Origin of the sequence: Paraburkholderia bonniea, assembly GCF_009455625.1 — a bacterium.
Classification (GTDB): domain Bacteria; phylum Pseudomonadota; class Gammaproteobacteria; order Burkholderiales; family Burkholderiaceae; genus Paraburkholderia; species Paraburkholderia bonniea.
Genome location: NZ_QPEQ01000002.1, coordinates 99,456 through 122,405 on the forward strand (window position 1 = coordinate 99,456; position 22,950 = coordinate 122,405).

General features: G+C 63.8%; 7 protein-coding genes and 1 pseudogene. 6 read left to right on the forward strand and 2 right to left on the reverse strand.

Annotated features, from left to right (window positions below; all coding sequences use genetic code 11):
* Positions 1-540: 540 nt before the first annotated feature.
* The 6 genes and pseudogenes from GH656_RS18310 to GH656_RS14415 all read left to right on the forward strand — a co-directional run.
* Positions 541-4,305: pseudogene (locus GH656_RS18310) on the forward strand (amino acid adenylation domain-containing protein); the annotation flags it as partial.
* Positions 4,306-4,388: 83 nt separating this feature from the next.
* Positions 4,389-11,261, forward strand: coding sequence for a non-ribosomal peptide synthetase (locus GH656_RS18315; RefSeq protein WP_246184318.1), 6,873 nt, complete (start codon positions 4,389-4,391; stop codon positions 11,259-11,261).
* Positions 11,262-11,272: 11 nt separating this feature from the next.
* Complete coding sequence (locus tag GH656_RS14400; protein WP_153076767.1) at positions 11,273-16,441, forward strand: non-ribosomal peptide synthetase; 5,169 nt, start codon at positions 11,273-11,275, stop codon at positions 16,439-16,441.
* Positions 16,428-17,615 (forward strand): GNAT family N-acetyltransferase, encoded by a 1,188-nt coding sequence (locus tag GH656_RS14405; RefSeq protein WP_246184319.1) that lies wholly within the window; start codon positions 16,428-16,430, stop codon positions 17,613-17,615. Before GH656_RS14400 ends, GH656_RS14405 begins: the two co-directional genes overlap by 14 nt.
* A gap of 68 nt (positions 17,616-17,683) precedes the next feature.
* Entirely contained in the window at positions 17,684-19,060 is a 1,377-nt protein-coding gene (locus tag GH656_RS14410) for a lysine N(6)-hydroxylase/L-ornithine N(5)-oxygenase family protein (protein WP_174769825.1), read from the forward strand.
* A 58-nt stretch (positions 19,061-19,118) separates the two neighbouring features.
* Positions 19,119-21,422 (forward strand): TonB-dependent siderophore receptor, encoded by a 2,304-nt coding sequence (locus GH656_RS14415; RefSeq protein ID WP_174769790.1) that lies wholly within the window; start codon positions 19,119-19,121, stop codon positions 21,420-21,422.
* A gap of 269 nt (positions 21,423-21,691) precedes the next feature.
* On the opposite strand, the gene GH656_RS14420 is transcribed toward GH656_RS14415, so the two are convergent.
* The gene (locus tag GH656_RS14420; protein ID WP_153076769.1) at positions 21,692-22,180 is read right to left on the reverse strand and encodes a universal stress protein; all 489 of its coding nucleotides are present in this window, start codon (positions 22,178-22,180) and stop codon (positions 21,692-21,694) included.
* A 101-nt stretch (positions 22,181-22,281) separates the two neighbouring features.
* Positions 22,282-22,872, reverse strand: a complete 591-nt coding sequence (locus GH656_RS14425) for an acyl-homoserine-lactone synthase (protein ID WP_153077336.1) — start codon at positions 22,870-22,872, stop codon at positions 22,282-22,284.
* Between the last annotated feature and the right edge of the window lie 78 nt (positions 22,873-22,950).

A 22,950-nucleotide genomic window follows, 5' to 3' on the forward strand; every position in this document is an offset into this window, starting at 1 on the left:
AAGCACGAAGCACGAAGCACGAAGCACGAAGCACGAAGCACGAAGCACAGGGCACAGGGCACAGGGCACAGGGCAAGAAGCGCAAACAAAACAGAAAACAGCCCAGCAACGCGCTGCAGAAACGGCGTGGCACCAGGGCGCAGCGGAGTCAGCACAAACCCACAGGGTCTGGCGCTCAGATAAAAAAGCGCGGGGTTCAAGCAGTAAGACGAGTGAGCGGCCTGGAATTTTAGGAATTCAGCGCGAACGGGAACCAATGCATGTACCAGCGCGCTGCCATGACTAGGCATTGAGCGAGAGCGGCTTTTATAACGTTATGCGAAACGAATAAGTATTTAGGAGTATTTGCATGACAGGGGTAAATATTTCGCCATGTAGTTCGTCACCTGAGTGAAGCCGCTGTTATTCGGCGTGCATTAATTTTGGCCCGTGAGGTTGGCGTTGCCGCTTTTCAGCCTGGTTGAATCCGATTGCATCTGAATTCGATTGAACCAGGCTGAACCTGGCAGCGTGGTGGCTCTACCGAAGGATTACCCGCGTATGACGACGTTTCCTCCCGCCTTGCATGTGCAGATTCGTGAGCTGGCGCACCGCGCTCCCGACGCGCCTGCGCTCGCCTCGTTCTCACCTTCTCCGGTCCGGCTCTCACGTGGTGCGCTGGAGCGTCATGCGACGCGTCTGGCGCAGCAGTTGCGTGCGTCGGGCGTGGGCACTGAAGTGCGGGTGGGAGTGTGTATCGAGCGCTCGTGCGAGCTGATCGTGGCGTTGCTGGCGGTGCTCAAGGCGGGCGGTGTTTTTGTGCCGCTTGATCCGCGTCATCCTGCGGCGCGGCTCGAATGGATCATGCGTGACGCGGGCTTGCAGCACGGTGTGGTGGGACGTGATGCTCCGGCTGGGCTGAAGGTGGGTTTTGCCAACTGTATCGAGTTTGAACTTGAACTTGAGTTGGAGGCTGCGGCCGGGCTGGCGGCAGGTGCTGGCGCAGAACGAGACCCGCTCGCGGATCTGCCCGTGCATCCGCGCGCTGCGGCTTACATGATTTACACCTCGGGTTCTACGGGCACACCGAAGGCGGTGGTGGTCGAACATGGCCCGCTCGCGGCGCATTGCGCGGCGGTGGTGCAGGCCTATCCGATGAGCGCCTCGGATCGCGTGCTGCATTTCGCCTCGGTCAATTTTGATCTGGCGCATGAGTACTGGCTCGCACCGTTGCTCGCAGGCGCGAGCGTCGTGTTGACCGATCCACCGCCTGTCGCGCCTTCTGCTGTGCGTGATTTGGTGGAGTGTGAGCGCGTGACGATTGCGGCTTTCCCACCGGCTTATCTGCGCGAATTTGCCGAAGCGGCGGTGCGTGATGGTGTGCCGTCCGCGTTAAAGATCGTGGCGTTTGGCGGTGAAGCGATGCCGCGCGAGGTGTTTGCCCAGGTGCGCCAGAGATTGCCTGCGGTGCGCTTGATTCATGGCTATGGGCCGACTGAAGCGGTGATCTCGCCGCTGCTGTGGCCGCTTGATGTTGATGCTGAAATTGCCAACGCAAATGCAAATGCAAATGCAAATGCAAATGCCAACGCCTTACCCATTGGCTGGCCGATTGGGCTCCGCACGGCGCGAGTGGCGCGGCCTGATGCGGCCGACGGCGCGGCGCTGGCTGGGGGCCAGGCCGGCGAGCTGCTGCTGGGCGGCTTGTGTCTCGCGCGTGGCTACCATGGCCGCGCTGGGTTAACGGCTGAGCGGTTTATTCCAGACGCGCATGGCGCACCAGGTGCCCGGGTGTATCGCACGGGCGACTTGACGCGGGTTCAGCCCGCGCCGCCTGGGCAGCCATATGAATACCTCGGCCGGGTGGATGACCAGGTGCAGATTCGCGGCGTGCGGGTAGAGCCTGGTGAGCTGGCACATTGCCTGCGTGCGCATCCGCAGGTGCGTGAAGCGGCGGTGCTGGTTGAAAACGTAGCGGGGCAGGTGCGGCTGGTGGCATGCGTGGTGTTGCAGGCGGAGGATGTGGCGGCTACAGCTACGGCAACTACAACGGCTACAGCAACTACAGCGGCTACAGCTACGATCCAGGCCGCTGTCGTTCACGTTGACGCACAGACAGAAGCCCGCTTGCGGGCGCATCTCGCCCAGCATTTGCCAGCGGCTTTGCAGCCCTCCCGGTTGGTATGCGTGACGGCCATGCGCTACACGCTGAACGGCAAACTCGACCGCGAAGCGTTGCGCGCGCTGCTCGCGGCTCAGCCTGAATGCCGTGCCCGCGAGGGTTACCGCGCCCCGGTCAGCACGCTGGAGCGGACGCTCGCGGCGATCTGGCAGCGGGTCCTCACAGGCGGCCCGAGCGAGGCCGCGGCAGGGAACGCTGCTTACGCGATCAACGCCTCGCATACCCTCGATCCCATTGGTCTCGATGACCACTTCATCGCCCGTGGCGGAGATTCGCTGGCGCTGATGCAAGTGCAAGCGGCGATTCGTCAGCAGTGCAGGGTCAATCTGCGGCTCGATAGCTTGTTCGATGATCCATCGCTTGCTGCACTGGCCAGCCTGGTGGAACGCAGCCCAGCCGATGAAGCACTGACGCCGCTTTTCAGCGCCACATCCAGTGCGCCCGCCGCTGTTGCCACAGCCACCACTACACCAGGCAGCGCTGATACAAGCGCCATCACAGACAGCAGCACCTTTACCGATCACCCTGCCTCGTTTGCACAACAGCGCTTCTGGGTGCTGGCGCAAACCCGTGACGCGGGCGATGCGTACCACATTGCTGCCCACTGGAGCATTCACGGCGAGCTGAACCCCGCGTTGCTCGAACGCGCGTTGGCGCTCGTGATCGAACGTCACGAAGCCTGGCGCACCACGTTGCGGGAAAACGATGACGGCATCGTGCTGCAACGGGTGCACGCCCAGTTGCCGGTGGCGCTGCTGCAGCACGATCTGCGCGGCTGCGCCAGTGCCAGCGCGCGTCTGCGTGAAGCAGACGCGCTGGCAGCACAACATGCCAGCGCCTCGTTCGACCTGAGCCGTGGCCCACTGCTGCGCGCTACGCTGCTGCGTCTCGGTGAGGCCGAGCATCGCCTGCTGCTGAGCACCCATCACGCGATCAGCGATGGCTGGTCTTCGCGCTGCGCGTTCGCTGAGCTGGCACTGGCCTATACCGCGTTGCACGCCGGTGAGCGTCCTCAGCTAGCGGCGCTGCCGCTGCAATACGCAGATTTCTCGCGCTGGCAGCGCGCCTGGCTGGCTGCGGGCGAACGTGAGCGGCAACTGGGTTACTGGCGCGAGGCGTTGCGTGACGCGCCTGGCCCGTTGCCGTTGCCGCTGGATCGAGCCTTGCCGCTGCGCCGCGAGCTGCGCGGCGCACGGCATGCGCAACGGCTGACGCCTACGCTGTCAGCCGCCGTGCGCGCAGCCGCGCGGCAGCATCAGGCCTCGCCGTTCATGGTGTTGCTGGCGGCCTTCAACGCCTGGCTGAACCGCTTGAGCGCCGCCACCGATCTAGTGCTCGCGCTGCCCGTGGCGAACCGTCAGCGCAGTGAAGTCGCTCCGCTGCTGGGGCTCTTTATCAACACGGTTGCGCTGCGCACCAGGGTGAATCCGCTCGAACCCTTCACCGTTTTGCTGAACCAGGTGCGCACGACGACGCTTGAGGCCTACGCGCATCAGGACGTGCCATTCGAGCAGGTGTTCGACGCGGCCGCTCCTCCAGTGCGGCGCGGCGAAGACTGGTTACGGGTGAAGTTCGCGCAGCAGTTCGTATTCGATACGCCGGTGACGCTGCCCGGTGCCAGCGCGACCCTCACACCAGGCCCCGATCTGGCTGCCCGCTTTGATTTCGCCCTCGATTTCACCGATGACCCGCGCGGTATCGAACTGGTTGCCGCATGGGCCACGGATGTTCTCGACGACGCGACCGGCCAGGCCTGGTTAGAGAGTTTCGTGACGCTGCTGGAAACGCTGCTGGCGCAACCAGCGCAGGCGCTGGCCACGCTGGCGGTGGGGCGCAATACCTCTCCGGTTTCTGCTGCCGTGTTGCGCGGCAGCGCCAGGGGGCCAGGTTTTGACACGGTCGTGGAGGCGTTCGCGCACTACGTCCAGGCGAGCCCGGAGCAACTGGCGCTGACGGATGCGCAACAGCAGTTGAGTTTTGCCGCGCTCGATGCGGCTTCGACCCAGGTCGCGCAGGTGTTGTTGCAGCGTGGCGTGATGCCGGAGCAGGCGGTGGCGTTATGTATTGAGCGCTCGGTGCCGTTTGTGGTGGCGCTGCTGGGCGTGCTGAAAGCCGGGGCGATGGCGGTGCCGCTGGATCCGGCTGCGCCGGTTGAGCGCTTGAGCGCCGCGTTGCAGGCTTGTGCGGCGCGCTGCGTGCTGGTGCATGGTGCGCAGGGGGGCAGGGTGTGCAGGCTAATTTGGCTGCTGCTTCTACTGCTTCTGCTGCTTCTACTCCCGCTGCCGCGCTTGAATGGCTCGATCTCGCTGCGTTGCCGCCTGCGGCTGTGGCTACCGGCATTAGCACTGGCGGCTTTGCCCACGCTGTCAACACAGCCACCACTCCAGCCACTCTTCTGCCGCAGCGCACGCTTGCCGCCCGGCCACGGCTATCGAGTCCAACGGCCGCGCAGGCTGCTTATCTGATCTACACCTCCGGCTCAACCGGCGTGCCCAAGGGCGTGGTGGTCGAACACCGGGCGCTGGCGGATTACGTCGAAGGCATGCTGGCGGAGCTGGCGTTCGCCCCCGGCGCGAGCATGGCGATGGTGTCGACGGTGGCCGCCGACCTGGGCCATACGACGCTATTTGGCGCGCTCTGCTCCGGGCGCACGCTGCATCTGCTGCCCGCCGAATGCGCATTCGATCCCGACCGTTTCGCTGAGGCGATGCGCGAACGTGCCGTAGGGGTGCTCAAGATCGTCCCGAGCCATCTTCAGGCGCTGCTCGAAGCGCAGCATGCCGCCGATGTCCTGCCTGCCTATGCGCTGGTGCTAGGCGGCGAGCCCCTGCCATGGGCCCTGGTCGAGCGCATCACCGCCCTCGCACCCGCTTGCCGCGTCATTAATCACTATGGCCCGACTGAAGCCACGGTTGGCGCGCTGACCTTCGATGCCACCGCCGCCGCTCACGCTGGGCTGCGTACTAGCGCCAGCGCTGCGTCAGGCGTGCCGACCGGCCGGCCTTTGCCGAATGTGCTGGCCTGCGTGCTGGACGCCTATGGCGCACCGGTGCCACTCGGCGCGATTGGCGAGCTGTACCTGGGCGGCCCAGGCGTGGCACGGGGTTATCTCGGGCGCCCCGCTGCGAGCGCGGAACGCTTTGTGCCAGACCCATTCGGCCCACCCGGTGCCAGGCTGTATCGCACCGGCGACCGCGTGCGGCGGCGTACCGATGGCGCGCTGGATTACCTCGGACGTCTGGACGATCAAGTCAAGATTCGCGGCTACCGGGTCGAGCCGGGTGAAGTCAGCGGTGTGCTGCGGGCTATCGACGGCGTGGCGCAAGCCGAAACCCTGGCGCTGCATGAGGATGGCCGCACTCGGCTTGCCGCCTTTGTCGTGCTCAACGCGGCGGGCCGTCAAGCGAGGCTGGATGAAGCGCAACTGCGCGCGATGCTGACGGCGCGTCTGGCGGACTACATGGTTCCGGCGTTGCTGCAAGTGCGCGAAGCACTGCCAGTGACTTCGAACGGCAAGATCGACCGGCCGCAGTTGCGCGCCTGGGCGGCACAGCCTGCACCGGTTGCAGCAGCGGGAGAAGCACCAGGTGAAGGTATCGAACGCGTGCTGGCCGATGTTTGGCAAACCGTGCTGAAAGTGCCAAAGGTCGGCCGCGACGACAATTTCTTCGAACTGGGTGGCGATTCGATCCTGGCGTTGCAGGTGATTGCGCGCTCGCGCAAGAACGGCGTGCGGTTTACGCCGAAGCAGTTGTTTGAGCACCCGAGCGTGGCTGAACTGGCTCAGGTGGCTCAGGTGGCGAGCGTAGCGGCGGTTTCTTCGGCTGGGTCTTCTGCTCCTGTTGGTTCTGTTGGTTCCGCCGCTACGGCCGTGTTTGATCCAGCGGCCAGCCTGACGCATCACACCGCAGTTACTCCTGCCTTGACGCTGACTCCGGCGCAGCAGCGCTTCTTTGAACTGGAGATACCGCAGCGGCAGCACTGGAACCAGGCGATTGCGTTGCGGCCAGCAGGGCATTTCGAGCCTGATGCGTTCGCCCAGGCGTTTGATGCGTTGCTGGCCCATCACGAGGTGTTCCGCTTGCGTTTCATTCAGGCGGCTGCCAGTAGTGCTTGCACGGCAAGCACGGCAAGCACGGCAAGCACGGCAAGCACGGCAAGCACGGCAAGCACGGCAAGCACGGCAAGCACGGCAAGCACGGCAAGCACGGCAAGCACGGCAAGCACAGCAAGCACAGCAAACACAGCAAACACAGCAAACACAGCAAACACAGCAAACACAGCAAACACAGCAAACACAGCAAACACAGCAAACACAGCAAACACAGCAAACACAGCAAGCACAGCAAGCACAGCGCCACCAGCCACCCTCATCTGGCACGCAAGTCACGCCGCCCGCGCGGCCGAAACGCTGCCGCTGGTGGTATGCGAGGCACGTGACGAAGCCGATGCGCTGGCGCAGTTCGATACGCTGCAACGCAGCTTTGACCTTGAGCGCGGCCCGCTGGCGGGCGCGTTGATCGCCTGGCTCGGTAACGGCGAAGCGCGGATTTTCATCGCGCTGCATCACCTGATCGTTGATGGCGTGTCGTGGCGCGTGTTGCTGGACGATCTCGAACAGGCCTATCGCAGCGCATGTGAAGGCAGGCCCATCCGCCTCGCCGCGCCCGGCTCAAGTGCAAATGACTGGGCCGCGCGCCTGAGCGACGCCGTCCGCCGCACCGATGCCGCCGCGCCGTTTGCGGGCGAGCTGGCATGGTGGTCGCGCTTGCAAGGGCTTGATGCCGGTTTGCGTTGCGATCATCCGCACGGCTCGATGACTTGCGCCGACAGCGAGACCCTGGAACAACGCTTCGACGCCGACCTCACCCGCCAGCTGCTGACCGAGGCCAACGCCGCATGGCGGACCCAGACGCTAGAGCTGTTGGTAGCAGCACTGACGCATACGCTGGCGGCACCGGCACCGGCACCGGCATCAACACAGACACAGACACCGCCCCACCCCGCCCCCTTGCTGCTGGAGCTTGAAGGCCACGGCCGCGAAGCGTTGTTCGAGGAACTCGATCTGAGCCGCACCCTCGGCTGGCTGACCAGCCACTATCCGGTAGCGCTGCCGGTGGGCGAGCGGCCGCAAGACACGCTAGCAGCCGTGAAAGACACCTTGCGCGCAGTGCCGCATAAGGGTTTGGGCTTTGGCGTGCTGCGCTACCTCGGCGAGCCCGCGACGCGCGCCGCGCTTGCGGCCTTGCCTCGCCCCCGCGTGACCTTCAACTATCTCGGGCAATTCGACACCGCGCGCGAAGGCGCGTTACAGCCGCAGTTTGGCGGCACCGGTTGCGAGCGCGATCCCAGTGGGCCACTGACGAATGAGCTGGCACTGCACGCGCATATCGATGCCAGCCGCACGCTGACGCTGCACTGGGTCTACAGCCGCGCCCGCTTCGAGCGCGCCACGCTCGAAGCCTTGATGCAGCGCTTTGACGCCACGTTGCGCGCACTCGTCGCTGCCTGCGCCGAGCGGCTGGCGCAACGCGGCGCGGGTGCCACACCGGGCGATTTCCCGCAGGCGCAGCAAGCAGGATTGACCCAGCCGATGCTTGAGCATCTCGCGCACGACACCCGCGCAATCGAGGATCTGTACCCGCTATCACCGATGCAGCAAGGCTTGCTGTTCCATTCGTTGTACGCCCCGGAACAAGCCACCTACGTGAACCAGCTGGTCGCGCGGCTGGAGCGTCCGGATATTCCTCGCCTGGTCGACGCGTTTAACCGGCGCATGACGCAGCACGATATTTTGCGCACTAGCTTCTGGCATGAGGCCGCATTGCCATTGCAGATGGTGCATCGCCAGGCCACCTTGCCGGTGCAGATCCTCGACTGGCGCGGCCAGCCCGCGGCCGCGTTTGACGCGTGGCTCAAGGCGGATCGTGCCGCTGGTTTCGACCTGTCCCAGGCACCCCTGATGCGTGTGACGTTGATTCAGTTTGATGAGCACAACTGGCATCTGGTGTGGACTAGGCATCACTTGCTACTGGATGGCTGGAGCACGGCGCAAATGTTTGCTGAAGTGCTGCGCGACTATCAACAAGCACTGCCGCCTGGCCAGGCGCGCGCTCAAGGGTTCACAACAGTCGCCCGGCGCACAGGCACAGGCACAGGCACAGGCACAGGCACAGGCACCAGCACCGGCCTGCGTTACCGCGATTTCATCCACTGGCTGGCCGGGCGCGATGCCGCAGCCGATCAGGCGTTCTGGCAACAACGTCTGGCGCAGTTCGATGAGCCCACGCTGATCGCATACAACGAGCGCAGCACGGCCACCGACGCGCCTCACGCCACCTGGCGCGTGGAGCTCAGCGCAGCGGACACGGCCCGCCTGGTGGAGCTGGCACGGCGTTTGAAGCTGACGCTCAACACCGTAGTGCAAGGTGCCTGGGCGTTGATGCTGCAACGCCTCACGTATCAATCGAGCGTCGCCTTTGGCGCGACCGTCGCGGGCCGCCCCGATGCGTTGCCCGGCATCGAAAGCGTGCTGGGCCTGTTCATCAACACACTGCCGGTGCTGACTACGCCCGCGCCAGCCATGCGCATCGTGGACTGGCTGACGCAATTGCAGCGCGACAACGTCGCCAGTGCCGAACACGCGCATACCCCGCTATACGAGATCCAGCGTTGGGCGCGCTCGGGTGGCGGCGCGTTGTTCGACACCTTGCTGGTGTTCGAAAACTATCCGGTCGATGAGGCTTGGAACGAACGTAACGAACGCACGCTGAACCTGAGCGAAGTGCGCAGCATCGAAGCCACGGATTTTGCGCTGACGCTGCTGGTCCAGAACGGCACGACTCTGACGCTGGATTACGGCTTCGACACGGCGCGAGTTGATCTGGCTCGCGTGCAAGCCGTGCAACGGGCCTTCGCCGCCTGTCTTGAGGCGTTCATGCTGGACCCGCTTGCGCCGTTGGGCCGCGTTGTCGTGACGACTGTGAGCGAAGCCCGCGACCTCATACGCTTCAACCAGAGCGCTCACGATTGGCCTGCCGCGCAATGGCAACCGTTGCAGCAGCAGTTCGAGCAGCAAGCGCAACGCACGCCTGACGCGATTGCTGTGCAGATGAGCGCCGCTGAAGGGCTGGATGGCCAGGCGCGGGAGTCGTTGCGTTACGCCCAGCTCGATGCGCGCGCCACTCACATAAGCCTTGCGCTGCGCGCGGCCGGGGTGCGGCCGGATACCGTGGTGGCGCTCTGCATGGAGCGCTCGGTGGCGCTAGTAGCGACGCTGTTCGGCGTGCTGAAGGCTGGCGCGGCGTATCTGCCGGTTGATCCCGACTATCCCGCTGAGCGCATCGCTTATCTGCTGCACGACGCTCAGCCTGCCGTCGTGCTGACGCAGCGCGCGTTGTACCCGCGTGTGCGGGACGCCGTGGCGGACAGCCACGCCACGCAGGTGGTGTGCATCGAAGACTGGCTGGAGAGCGCAGCGAACCTGGCCGTCGCGGCAGCGGCTACAACGGCTACAACGGCTACAACGGCTACAGCGGCTGCAGTAGCTACAGCAACAACAGCAACAACAGCAACAACACCCACCCCAGCACCCGAGATCCATCCAGAACAACTGGCGTATCTGATTTACACCTCGGGCTCGACCGGCAAACCAAAAGGCGCGGGCAATACCCACCGCGCGCTGGCCAACCGCATCGCATGGATGCAGCAGGCTTACGCGTTGAGCTCCGCAGATGTGGTGCTGCATAAAACCCCATTTGGCTTCGATGTTTCAGTGTGGGAATTTGTCTGGCCGCTGGCGGTGGGCGCGCGCATCGCGGTGGCCGCACCGGGCGACCATCGTGATCCTGCGCGGCTGGTGGCGATCATCGAAGCCCAGCAGGTGACTACGCTGCATTTCGTGCCGTCGATGCTGGGCGTGTTCCTCGCGTATCTCGACGACTTCGGCGCAGCCGCACGCTGTGCCAGCCTGACGCGCATCGTGGCCAGCGGCGAAGCGCTTTCCGCCGAACTCGCAGCCCGCACCGCCACGCTGCTGCCGCAGGCGCAGCTCTTCAATCTGTATGGCCCGACCGAAGCCGCTATCGACGTCTCGCACTGGCACTGCATGCAACACGCAACAACGGCTGAGACTGGCGTGCCATCGGACGTGTCAGCACTGTCACCGATCCCCATCGGCCAGCCCATCGCCAATCTCCAGCTTCATGTGCTCGACTGCGCCTGGCAGCCGGTGCCACCGGGTGCCACAGGCGAGCTGTATCTCGGCGGGGCAGGGCTTGCGCGGGGCTATCTGGGACGCGCCGCGCTGAGCGCCGAGCGCTTCGTACCCGATCCGTTTCAGACGGGGGCGCGGCTGTATCGCACTGGCGATCTGGTGCGGCGTCGCAGCGATGGCGTGCTCGACTACCTGGGCCGCGCCGATCAGCAAGTAAAGCTGCGCGGCCAGCGTATCGAGCCAGGCGAGATTGAAGCCTTGCTGCGCGCGGCCCCTGGCGTTCACGACGCGGTGGTGATCGTGCGCGACGAACAGTTGCTGGGCTATATCGCCTGCCGTCAACCCGGCACGCTCGATCAAGCGGCACTGCTCGACACGTTGCGCGGACAACTGCCGGCCTACATGGTGCCGTCTCATCTGATCGAACTCGACGCTTTGCCGGTCACGCCGAACGGTAAATGCGACCGCGCCGCGCTGCCCGCCCCCACGCCGCTCAGCGCGGTGGCGCATGCACCGGATACACCGCATACACCGGATGCCGCGCATGGCGCGAGGTCTGCCGAAGCACTACCACCGCACAGCGTCACCGAAACCGAACTCAGCACGATCTGGCAGCGCGTGCTGCGCCTTCCCGGCAGCACCAAGCTCACCCGTGACGCCGATTTTTTCGCCCTGGGCGGCCATTCGTTGCTGGCTACCCAGGTCAATGCCCAGGTCAACCTGCACTGGTCGCTGGCCTTGCCGTTACGGGTGTTGTTCGACACCCGCACGTTGCGGCAGTACGCCGCAGCGATTGATGACGCGCTGCATGCACGCGGCGCACAAGCACTGGATGACGCCGCCAGTGCCATCGACGCATTGCTAGGCGAACTTGAAGCGCAATAAGGATTCGTTGCATGAAAAACACCCCTGATTTGCTGGCGCTGGCCAGCCGCTTCGCACAGTTGCCCGAGACCCAGCGCGCGCTGTTTATGCAAAAGCTCGACGCAGCAGGGATCGACTTTCGCCTGCTGCCGATCCCGCCGCGGGCGGCACGTGCGTTGCCAGTGCCTGCTTCGTTCGCCCAGAGCCGTTTATGGCTGCACGCGCGCATCGTCGATGAAGCGGCGGCGTATCACATCACAGGCCAACTGAAGCTGGATGGCCCGCTTGAGCTCAATGCGCTGCGCTACGCGTTCGATGCGCTGGTGGCGCGTCACGAAGCGTTGCGCACGACCTTCGCAGCCAACCCTGACGGCAGTGTTGAGCAGTGCATCCAGGCACCGGTGCGCTGCCCCTGGCGCAGCACCGATGTGAGCCAGGTGCCACTGGCCCAGCGTGACCTGGCCGCGCGTCAGGCCGCCGCCACTGATCTGGCACAGCCTTTCGATCTGGCGCATGACCCGATGCTGCGCGTGCATCTGGTGCGCCTCAGCGCGAGCGCGCACTGGCTGGTGCTGACGCTGCATCACATCGCAGCTGATGGCTGGTCGATGGAGGTGTTGCTCGAAGAACTCGCGCGGTTCTATCACGCGTATACACAGCGCACGCCCGTGACGCTGGCACCGCTGGCGGTGCAGTACGCCGACTACGCGCTATGGCAGCGCCGCTGGTTAAGCGCAGGCGAGGGCGAGCGCCAGCTCGCGTACTGGCGCACCCGGCTGGATCCGCAAGCGGGCGTGCCCGCGTTGCCCGCCAGCGCCCCTCGGCCAACGCAGCGCAGCGCCAGAGGCGGCCGTCACTACTTTGCCTTCGAAGCTACCGCTGTTAGCCAGGTGCGAACGCTGGCCGAGGCGCAGCGCGCGACGCCGTTCGCCGTGCTGCTGGCCGCGTTGCATGCATGGCTGGCCCGTGCCACCGGCGAGCGCCAGATCCAGATTGGCGTGCCCGCCGCCAACCGCGAGCGGCCCGAGACCGTCGGGCTGATTGGTTTCTTTGTGAATACGCTAGTCATCAGCGTGGCGGTGACGCCGCAGATGAGCTTCCGGGCGTTGGTGCAGGCCGTACAGCAGGCACTGGTGGAAGGCCAGTCGCACCAGGACGTGCCATTCGAGCAGATCGTCGAAGCGCTGGGCGTGACCCGCAGCGCCAGCCACCACCCGCTGTTTCAGGTGATGGCCACGTATGCCGTGCGGCGCGCGTTGCCTGCGCTGGGCGAGGTGCAGGTGACGGAGATGCCGGTTGGCGCTCCTTACGCCAAGTTCGATCTGAGCCTGGGGCTGGAAGAACGCGAAGACGGCGCACTGGACGCCACGCTGGTCTATGCCACTGATTTATTCGAGGCCGAAGCCATCGAGCAGATTGCGGCCCAGTACACCCAGCTCGTGAGCCATGCCCTGGCGCAGCCAGAGACCCGGATCGGCGAACTCGACTGGATCAGTCCCGCACAACGGCAGCAGCTTGATGCATGGAATCACTACCGTCCCAATCACGCGCCGTGGTTCACGGTGCAGGAACAGATTGCGCACCTCGCGCAAGCCGCGCCCGAGGCGCAGGCGCTGAGCGATGCGCAAGGCAGCCTGACGCGAGCTGAGCTGGAGATCCGGGCTCAGCGCCTGGCTCAACGTCTGGTGGCAGCCGGGGTACGGCCCGAGACTCGGGTTGGCATCGCAGTTGGCCGCTCGACGGAGCTCTTTATCGGCTTGCTGGCGATCCTGAAAGCAGGGGGCGCGTTCGTGCCGCTGGACCCGACTCATCCGCGCGAACGCCTCGCCTATATCGTCGAAGACGCGGGCATTGAACAAGTGATTACACAACGCCGCCACGTGCCGAAGCTGCCATTGCGCCCCGGCATCCGGGTCTGGCTGACGGACGCCGATGCCGAGCTTGCCGTTGAGGCGGAGGCTCAGGCTCAGGCCGAGGTCAATTCCCGCACCGCCGCTGCCAGCCAGGCCACGCCATTGCCCGCGCACTTTGGCGCGACGCAGGCGGCGTATCTGATTTACACCTCAGGCTCAACCGGCAAGCCCAAAGGCGTGGTGGTCGAACACGCCGCCCTGGCGATGCACAGCGCCGCTATCGTCGCCCGTTACGGCATGCGCGCCGATGACCGGGTGCTGCATTTCATGTCGATCAATTTCGATGGCGCGCATGAATGCTGGATGGCACCGCTGACGGTGGGCATTCCAATTCGTATCACCGATGACGAGCTTTGGTCGCCCGCGCAAACCTGCCAGACGATGGCGCTGGAAGGCGTGACGATGGCTGCGTTTCCCCCGGGTTACGCGGTGCAGATGGGCGAATGGGCCAGCGTTCATGGTGCGCCACCCGCGCTGCGCTCGCTGACTGTCGGCGGCGAAGCCACCTCACGTGAAGCCTTCGCTGCATTGCGCCGTGCGTTTCCAGAGACGCGCATCGTTAACGGTTACGGTCCAACTGAGACCGTGATTACCCCGTTGCTATGGATGATCGACGCGCACGCCGATGCCTCGGGTGTCGACGCTGCGTATTTGCCGATTGGCACGCCGGTTGGTGAGCGCACCGCGCATGTGCTGGATGCCCAGGGGCAGCCGCTGCCACCTGGCGTGACGGGCGAGCTTTATCTGGGCGGCACCGGTGTGGCGCGCGGCTATCACGCGCGTGCTGCGTTGACCGCCGAGCGTTTTGTGCCTGATCCGTTTGGTGCGCCAGGGGCCCGGCTGTATCAAACAGGCGACCTCGTGCGACGGCGCATGGATGGCGTGCTGGAGTTTGTTGGGCGCATCGACCACCAAGTGAAGCTGCGCGGTTTGCGCATCGAGCTGGGCGAGATCGAAGCGCGGCTCGCTGCGCACGCTGACGTCCGCGATGCCGTGGCGCTGGTGCGCGGCAACGGCAGCGACGCGCTGCTGGTGGCATATGTCGAACTGGCTGCGGAGGCCGCGCGGCGCGTCTCACGCACCGATGGTGAAACGCTGGCGGCGCATCTGCGCTGCACGCTGCCGGACTACATGGTGCCGAGCCAGATCGTGGTGCTCGAGGCACTACCGCGTAACGCCAACCGCAAGATCGACCGCGCCGCGCTGCCCGCACCAGTGCGCGCCGAGCGGGCTTTTATCGCGCCCGCAGCTGGTGCTGAAACTGCGCTGGCGCATATCTGGTGTGAGGTGTTAGGGCTTGAGCGCGTGGGCCGCGCCGATCATTTCTTTGAACTAGGCGGGCATTCGCTCGCGGCAGTGAGCGTGGCCACACGCGTGGCCGACAGATTGGGGCACCAGATCGCGGTGCGGACACTGTTCGAAGCGCCGACGCTCAGCCTGTATGCCCAGCACGTGATGCAAGCACCACGCGTGGCGCGGGCTGCCGCATCGCTCACGGCTTCTGCTGCTGGCTCGGCCGCGCCGGATCAAACCGTGCCGCACGCGGCAGCGAACGAGGCCTATGCCGACACCGATGCCGATGCCGATGCCGATGGCAGCGTACGTCTGAGCGCGGCTCAACGCGGCTTGTGGTTTCTCTGGCGCAACCAGCCGGAAAGCGCCGCCTACAACATTCCACTCGCGCTGCGTTTGCGCGGTCCGCTGAAGCTCGATGCGCTGCAAACGGCGTTCGAGCACAGCGCGCGCCGTCATCCGGTGCTGCGGGCGTGTCTGGTGCCCGTGCCGGGCGAGGGCGCACGTCTAAAGCGCGAAGCAGTTAGCACGCTGGCGCTAGGCCGAGTAGACCTGCGGGCGTTGCCATCGCTCGCGCAACGCGAAGCCGAGGCGGCTCGCCTGACGGATGCCGACGCGCTAGCGCCATTCGATCTTTACGCCGCGCCGTTATGGCGCGTGCGCGTGCTGTGCTTGGGGCCACAGGACTACGTGCTATCGCTGGTGATTCATCACATCGTGGCCGATGGCCAGTCGCTCGAAACCTGGCTCGACGAATTACGCGAGGCGTACCACGCCGTGCTGAGTGGCGCGCTACCAGAGACCGTGACGCCACGTGCAGAGCCGGTGGCTTTACTAGACGGATATGAGGCTCATGACCATGCCCATGACTTGCAGTTCTGGCGCACCACGCTGGCGGATCTGACGCGGTTGCCATTGCCGCTTCCGCTTTCGGCACGTGTGAACGCGAACACCAGCACCAGCACCAGCACCAGCACCAGCACCAGCACCAGCATCGCGCCGCAATGGCAGGCGGGCCGCTTCGCTTTTAGCTTCGACAGCAGCCTGATGCAACGCGCCAAAGCGCTGGCGCACAGCGCCCACGCAACCTTGCCGATGCTGTTGCATGCGGTGCTGAATACCGCGCTGCTACACGCCACGGGCGTGCGCGACCAGGCCGTAGGCGTGCTGGCCTCGCTACGCGACAGCGGTGAAGCCAAAACCCTCGGGCTGTTTATCAACGCGGTGGTGGTGCGCACCGTGATGCCGTCAACGCTGCAACCACAGGCCATCCTGAGAGCCGTGCGCGATGCCGCGCTTGAGGCCTACGCGCACGCCGCGACGCCCTTCGCCCAAGTGGTGCAAGCAGTGCGCGCCGAACGCACGCCACATGGCAATCCGCTGTTTCAGGTGATGTTCAATTATTTGCGCCCAGGCACCAGCAGCACGTGCGACTGGGACGGCCTGACGCTGGAAGGTTTTAACGAAGAAGTCCGTCACCGGGTGGTGTTCGATCTCGAACTCGATCTGGTCGAACATGCCGACGGCCATGTCAGCGGCGCGTTTTCTTATGCCAGTGAACGGGTTGATCAAGCATTCGTGCAGCAGTTGCTACAGACCTATCTGGCGTTGACAACATGCTTCATCGAAGCACCTCAGGCACTGCTCGAACTGCCGTTTGAACGTCAGCCAGAACATGCGAACGATGTTTCATCTGTGCTTGTGCCCGTGCTGGCATCGCTGCCACCAGACGCGGAGCAAGCCGCCAGCGCGTTACAGCGTCTCGCGGCGAGCGTGTTCGGCCGCGCCACGCTGGCGCTCGACGCGAATCTGTTTGAAGCCGGAGCCAGTTCATTCGATGTGGTGCGCCTGGTCGATGCGGCGCAAGCGTTGGGATATCGCCTGTCGATTGCCGATGTGTTCCAGCATCAGACGCTCGCAGGCCTCGCTCACTGGCTCGTGGCCAGCACCGCCAGCGGTCATGCAACAGAGGAGGTGCGTGATGTCCAGTCGTAATGCTGCGAGTCATGCTGCGAGTAATCCCGCGAGTCATCCCGCGAGTCATCCCGCGAGTCATGTTGCGAGTCATGCCGCGATGACAGCCCCGCAGCCGGTCTTTGCGCCGCTGCTGCTGAGCGGCTCGCCGCCGCTGGCCGTGCTGCGCGAAGGCGCGGCGTTATGGGTTGCCGAGGATGGGCGCGCCGATGGCATCGTGCTTAGCGCTCGTTTGAGCGAAGAAGAGGGCCTCAGCGTGAGCGACTGGTGCACCGGAATTTCGTCCGAGGCTCAGCCACGTGCCGTGCTCGCGGCACTTAGCGGCGTGTTTGCTCACGCGCCCGGGATGTCTGCGGTGCGGCTCGTCGCCCCCGGCCTGCAGCCTCTGGCGCGTGCCGCGTTGCGTCACAGCGGCGTGTTGAGCGAGACAGGCCTGTGCCAGCGCGCGGCCTGGGCCCAGCAAGCCTTGCTCTGGCTGCCCCACCCAGTTACGGCACCTGCCAGTGCCGCCAGTGAAATCAACACCGCTAACGCTGCTAACACCGCTAACACCGCTAACGCCCACAACCTGCTGAGCGCAGATGCGCCGTCCTCATCCGCTTTGCCGTCGTCGCAGCGGCCGCGCCCATCCGGCATCGTCTACACCCGCGATATCCCCGCCTTTGGCCACCGCTTCACCTTGCGCACCGCGACGTTGGCGGATGACGTCGAGCACCTGCATGCCTGGATGAACGAACCGCGCGTCAACGCGTTCTGGGGCGAAGCCGGGCCGCGCCTGGCGTTGCAGGCGTATCTCACACGGGTGCTGGCCACGCCGCATATGCATCCGCTGATCGGTGCCTTTGATGGCGAACCATTCGGTTATTTCGAAGGTTATTGGGCGATTGAAGACCGGATTGCCCCGTTTGCCGAACCGGGCACCTATGACCGTGGCATCCACATGCTGGTGGGCGATACCCGCTGGCGCGGGCCAAGGTGCGTGGCCGCGTGGCTGCCATCGTTGCTGCATTACCTGTTTCTGGACGACCCGCGCACGCAAGCCGTGTTCAGCGAACCGCGCCACGACAACGACCGCATGATCGGTTACATGACACAGCACGGTTTCACCGCGCTTCATCACTTTGATTTCCCGCATAAACGCGCCCGGCTGATGCGTGCCAGACGCGCAGATTTTTTCGGCGGCACGCATCTATAACCCGCCGTAGCCATTGCCATGCCTATTCCAGAAACGATTTGCTAGCCGTATCAGGGGAGAGCTACATGATTCAACGAGAGCCGGTTCATGACTTGATTGGGGTGGGCTTTGGCCCGTCCAACCTCGCGCTGGCCGTACGGCTGGCGGAGCGTCGCAACGCCGCGCCAGCGGCACATTGTTTTATCGAAGCCCAAGCCGAATTTGGCTGGCATCGCGGCATGCTGCTGGATGACAGCCGGATGCAGATTTCGTTTTTGAAAGACCTGGTGACGCTGCGCGACCCGAAAAGCCCGTTCACGTTTATCAATTACCTGTTCGAGCGCGGCCGCCTGCAAGACTTCGTGAACCTGAAGAATTTCTATCCGACGCGGGTTGAGTTTCATGACTATCTGCGCTGGGTGGCGAACGCCTTCGACGACCAGGTGCATTACGGCGAACGTGTTACCGCGATTGAGCCGGTGATGGCGGCGCACGATGCTTCAGTGGTGACGCAGTTGCGGGTGTTCTCGCGCGCCGCCGACGGCCGCGAACGGCAGCGTTTGACGCGCGCGTTGTCAGTCGGGATGGGTGGCACGCCACAGATCCCCCCCGCGTTCGCGGCGCTGCGCGAAGCCCCGGTGCTGCATTCATCGCGCTATCTGACGGAGATCGACCAGTACCTGGGCAACCCGGTGCGACGTCAGCGGGTGGCGGTGGTTGGCAGCGGCCAGAGCGCAGCGGAGGTTTTCATCGACCTGACGCGCCGCTATCCGCAAGTGGATGCGACCCTGGTGATGCGCGCCCCCGTGCTGAAGCCTGCCGACGACAGTCCGTTCGTCAATGAAATCTTTAGTCCGGCTTTTACTGATCTGGTCTATGCCCAGCCGAGAGATGCCCGCCAGTCGCTGATCGACACCTTCCGCGATACCAATTACTCGGTGGTGGACCGGCCGCTGATCGAGCAGATCTACGAGCTGCTGTATGTGCAGAGCGTGAGCCAGTCGCCGCGTCACCGGCTGTTGCCGAACTGCGCGCTTGAAGCGGTGCAGCACGACAGCGGCGACAGCCGTGGCGTGCTGGCGCTGCGCCTGCGCGACCGTCTGAACCATACGGTGAGCAGCGAGCACTTCGATGTCGTCGTGCTGGCCACGGGTTACCGCCGTGACGCTCATCACGTGCTGCTGGACGGCCTTGACGCAGCGCTGGGGCAAACGGTCGAGCAATGCGATGTAGCGCGTGACTACCAGCTCGTCACACCAGCGCATTTTCAGCCACGGATTTACCTGCAAGGCTGCTGCGAGGACAGCCATGGTTTGAGCGACACCTTGCTGTCGGTGCTGGCCCGCCGTGCCGATGAAATCGCGCTGTCGCTGGATGCGGATGAGGCGGTGAGCGCAACCGCAAGCAGCGCGCAGCGCTGCACGGCGAGCCATGCCGGCGCAGCCCATCTCGCAGCGATGCTGTAACGGTTGATCGTCAGCGGCGCAGAGGTGCCGCTTTTTTTATCGTGAACGGAGTGAAGCAATGAAGTGGGTAACCAGCACGCAAAGGCGCAACTTTCCCCCGCGTGCGATAGCGGCGGCTGTCAGCCTGACGTTTCTGACGCTGGCGGCAAGCTATGCAAACGCGCAAGCAGCGCCCCAGCAAAATAGCGTGCAGACCAGTGGTGGTAGCAGTAGCGCTGGCAGTAGCAGTGGTAGCGGCAGTAGCAGTAGCAGCGAGGCAAACACAGCACGCCGCACGGAGGTCAGCCAAGCCACTCCCGGCAGCACCCTGCCGGTTATCAAGGTAGAAGAAACAGCGGATGACGACGGCACGGTTGGGCTCGTGGCGCATCGCACCCGCACGGGCACTAAAACTGATACGCCGCTCGATGAAGTGCCGCAAACCGTCAATATCGTGACCAGCGAGCAGATCGAGCAGCAGGGTGCGACCACGATCAACCAGGCGTTGCGCTATGTGCCGGGGTTTTCCTCGTATGGCGCGAGCACCCGCTCAGACTGGTACACCGCATTGCGCGGCTTCACGCCCAGCGTGTTTGTCGATGGCCTGCAAGTGCCGAACACCATGAACCTCGCCAGTTGGCGGGTCGATCCGTATCAGGTTGAAAGCATCACCGTGCTGCGCGGGCCCACTTCGGTGCTGTATGGCCAGGGCGATCCCGGCTCGCTGGTTGATATCCAGACGAAACAGCCGACGGCCGACGCCGTGCGCGAAATCGAGTTGCAGCTTGGCACTGACGCGCGCAAGCAGATCGGCCTTGATCTGGGCGGCAAGATTGACCAGAACGGCACTCTGACCTACCGCTTCATTGGCGTGGGGCGTGATGGCAACATGGCGACCGGGCCACATGCCGATCAGCGCCTGCTGCTTGCGCCTTCGGTGAAATGGCAGCCGACAGCTGACACCTCGCTGACCGTCTATGCGACCTACCTGCGCGATAACGCTGACGTATCGGATAACTTCCTGCCGGCTTCTGGCACGATCCTGCCCAATCCGAACGGCACGATTTCGGAGCGTTTGTATACAGGCGAAGCCAGCTTTGCCCGTTACGACAAACGCCAATGGTCGGTGGGTTACCAGTTCGAACATCATTTCGACCCGGTGTGGACCTTCCGCCAGAACACCCGTTACATGCATCTGTCGCTGAACAACGCGACGGTCTATGGCGGCGGCCTCGATACATCCGACCCGACCGACGCGAGCATCACGCGCTACGCTGGCCTGTTCCAGCCGAACTACAGCCGGTTTGACATAGATAACCAGGCGCAAGCGAAATTCCGCACCGGCACGGTCGAGCACACCTTGCTAGCGGGTTTCGAATACAACCGCCAGCAATCCACCGATAGCGAACAACTGGCGCTGGCACCGAGCCTGAACGTCTTCAACCCGGTCTATACGCCAGTCACCTCCGCGATCTTCTCCGGCCCCAACGCCTATTCACCGACATCGACCCAACAAGCGCTCGACAGCTTTGGCCTGTATCTGCAAGACCAGATCAAGCTCACGCCACGCTGGGTAGTGACACTGGGCGGCCGTCAGGACTGGAGCCGCAGCTCGACTCACGATCTGATCGCAGGCACGCAAACCCAGCAAGACGACCATGCGTTTACTGGCCGGGTGGGAGCGGTTTATCTCGGTGACTACGGTCTTTCGCCCTACATCAGCTATGCCACCTCGTTCAATCCGCAACTTGGCGTGACGCAAAGCGGCACGCCTTTCAAGCCTTCCCGGGGCCGCCAGATTGAAGCTGGTCTGCGCTGGCAGCCGTTCAGCAAGAACCTGATGCTGAATGCCGCGCTGTACCAGATCAACCAGACCAACGTGACCACGCCCGACCCGACCGATCCAACCGGCACGTTTAGCGTGCAGACTGGCGAGGTGCGCTCACGCGGGATTGAATTCAGCGCGGTTGGCAATCTCACGCGGGAGTTGAGCCTGATTGCGTCATATGCGTATCAGGACGTGAAGAACATCGCCGCCAACGACGCCTCGTTGAACCACTGGCCAGTGTCAATTCCGCTGCCGCGCCAGAGCGCCTCACTCTGGGGCGACTGGACCTGGCACAGCGGCGTGCTGAGCGGGCTGGGGGTAGGGTTGGGCCTGCGTTATTCGAGTTCGAGCGCAGGCGGGCAGGACAATTCGCTAAGCGTGCCGGGTTACACCGTGTATGACGCGGCGCTGCATTACGACGTGCGCAGCTGGCGCTTTGCGGTAAACGCCACGAACCTGTTCAACCGGCGCTTCGTGACCGGCTGCCAGAGCGCTGCGACCTGCTTTTATGGCAACCCGCGCACGGTGCTGGCGACGGCCCGGTACGACTGGTGAAAGAAAGAGGGCACATGCGTTGCTTGATGCGTTGAACCAGTGCCGGGTGGCGGCAGAGAGGCCGCCGTCTGTTGCCTCAATGGCAATGGGCTCAAGCACGGGTAGGAGCAAGTGCGTTCATGGGGTAGCCATCGCCGCCGCAGTTGCTGGACAACTGCCGGCGTTACGGTAAGCCTGGATGTAAGCGGGGATGGGGATATTTCTCAGCGTGTCGGCAGCGAGTGCTGCCGACAGAGGGTTTTTCTGTTTTTTCTGCTCTTGCTGCTCAGTCAGGCAACCGCAGGCTTGTCTGACGTTTCTTCTTCGCTGGCTGCCGCAGCAGCAGGAATCAGCAGTACCGGCAACGTAGCCTGACGCACACAGCGTTCTGCGACGCTGCCGAGTATCAGCCGCTGGACACCGCGCCGGCCATGCGTGCCGAGCACCAGCAAATCTGCGCCAAATTGCGCGGCGGCGTGCAGGATAACCGTCGCCACATCTTCCAGCGACGACGCCTCGCCGGTGGCGAGCGCACCTTCCACCCCTTGTTCACGCATGTTTTGTCCAAATTGCGCGGCTAGCTCTTTGCCCTGTGCGAGCAAGCTGTTACGCAGGATGGAGGGATCGTAGCCCGGCGCTTCGAAATACACCGGGGTGTTCTCGACCACATAAAACGGTTGCAACTGCGCGCCCATGGAGCGGGCGAGATCGAGTGCCGCAGCGAATGCCCGGCGAGAGGTGTGACTACCATCGACTGCAACCAGAATGCGTGTGTACATGGAAAGCTCCCCGATTCGGCCAGAAAATCCGCCGCAGGCCATGGGTATGGCCGCGGCGGTTGCTGACAGGAGCTTAATGGATCAGGAGTGAAGATGCAGCGTTAAGCGGCGAGTGGCATTGGGCCGAAGAGCGCGAGGCGGGTTTGCGGGCTGACCGCGATATCGAGCGCGACCGCTCGTTCGACGCCGATTTGCACCGGTGGCCCGAGCCGGCTGACTTCGATCCCGGTGCGACGCAGCATGCGCTCGATGGCGATGGTGGTGACGGTGACGTAACGCGTAATGCTCATGCGATCAGCGAAGGTGACGAGTTGCTGGATTGCATTAATGGTCAGATCGGCGAAGCCAAAGCCATGATCGCCTTCGGCTTCAATGGCAAAGCGGCTTAATTCCCAGATATCGCGCGCTTTAGGGGCATCCGCGCCATGCAGTAATTGCGGAAAAGTGTCTTTCAACATATTAGGGCCTTCAGTTGGCATTAAACGCCAACAACCTCTTACTTCTTTTGCGGCATTTTGAATTAGCATGTAATAGGGCCCTAACGCGTCATAACCATCAATTTCCATGCCGGAAATAATTGGAATTTCCCATCCAAGCCGACCTTGAAAGACCCGGGCTCGCAACCGGTACATTTCATTAATGTCGTTATTGTCGAATTCTTGTCTCATGCCAATCCGGATAGCCGTTTGCATCATTTTCTCCTGTGCGTGTTAGTGATCTGACACGCATAGAAATTTATGCATTTTGGGTGACTTGCACACCTATCCACA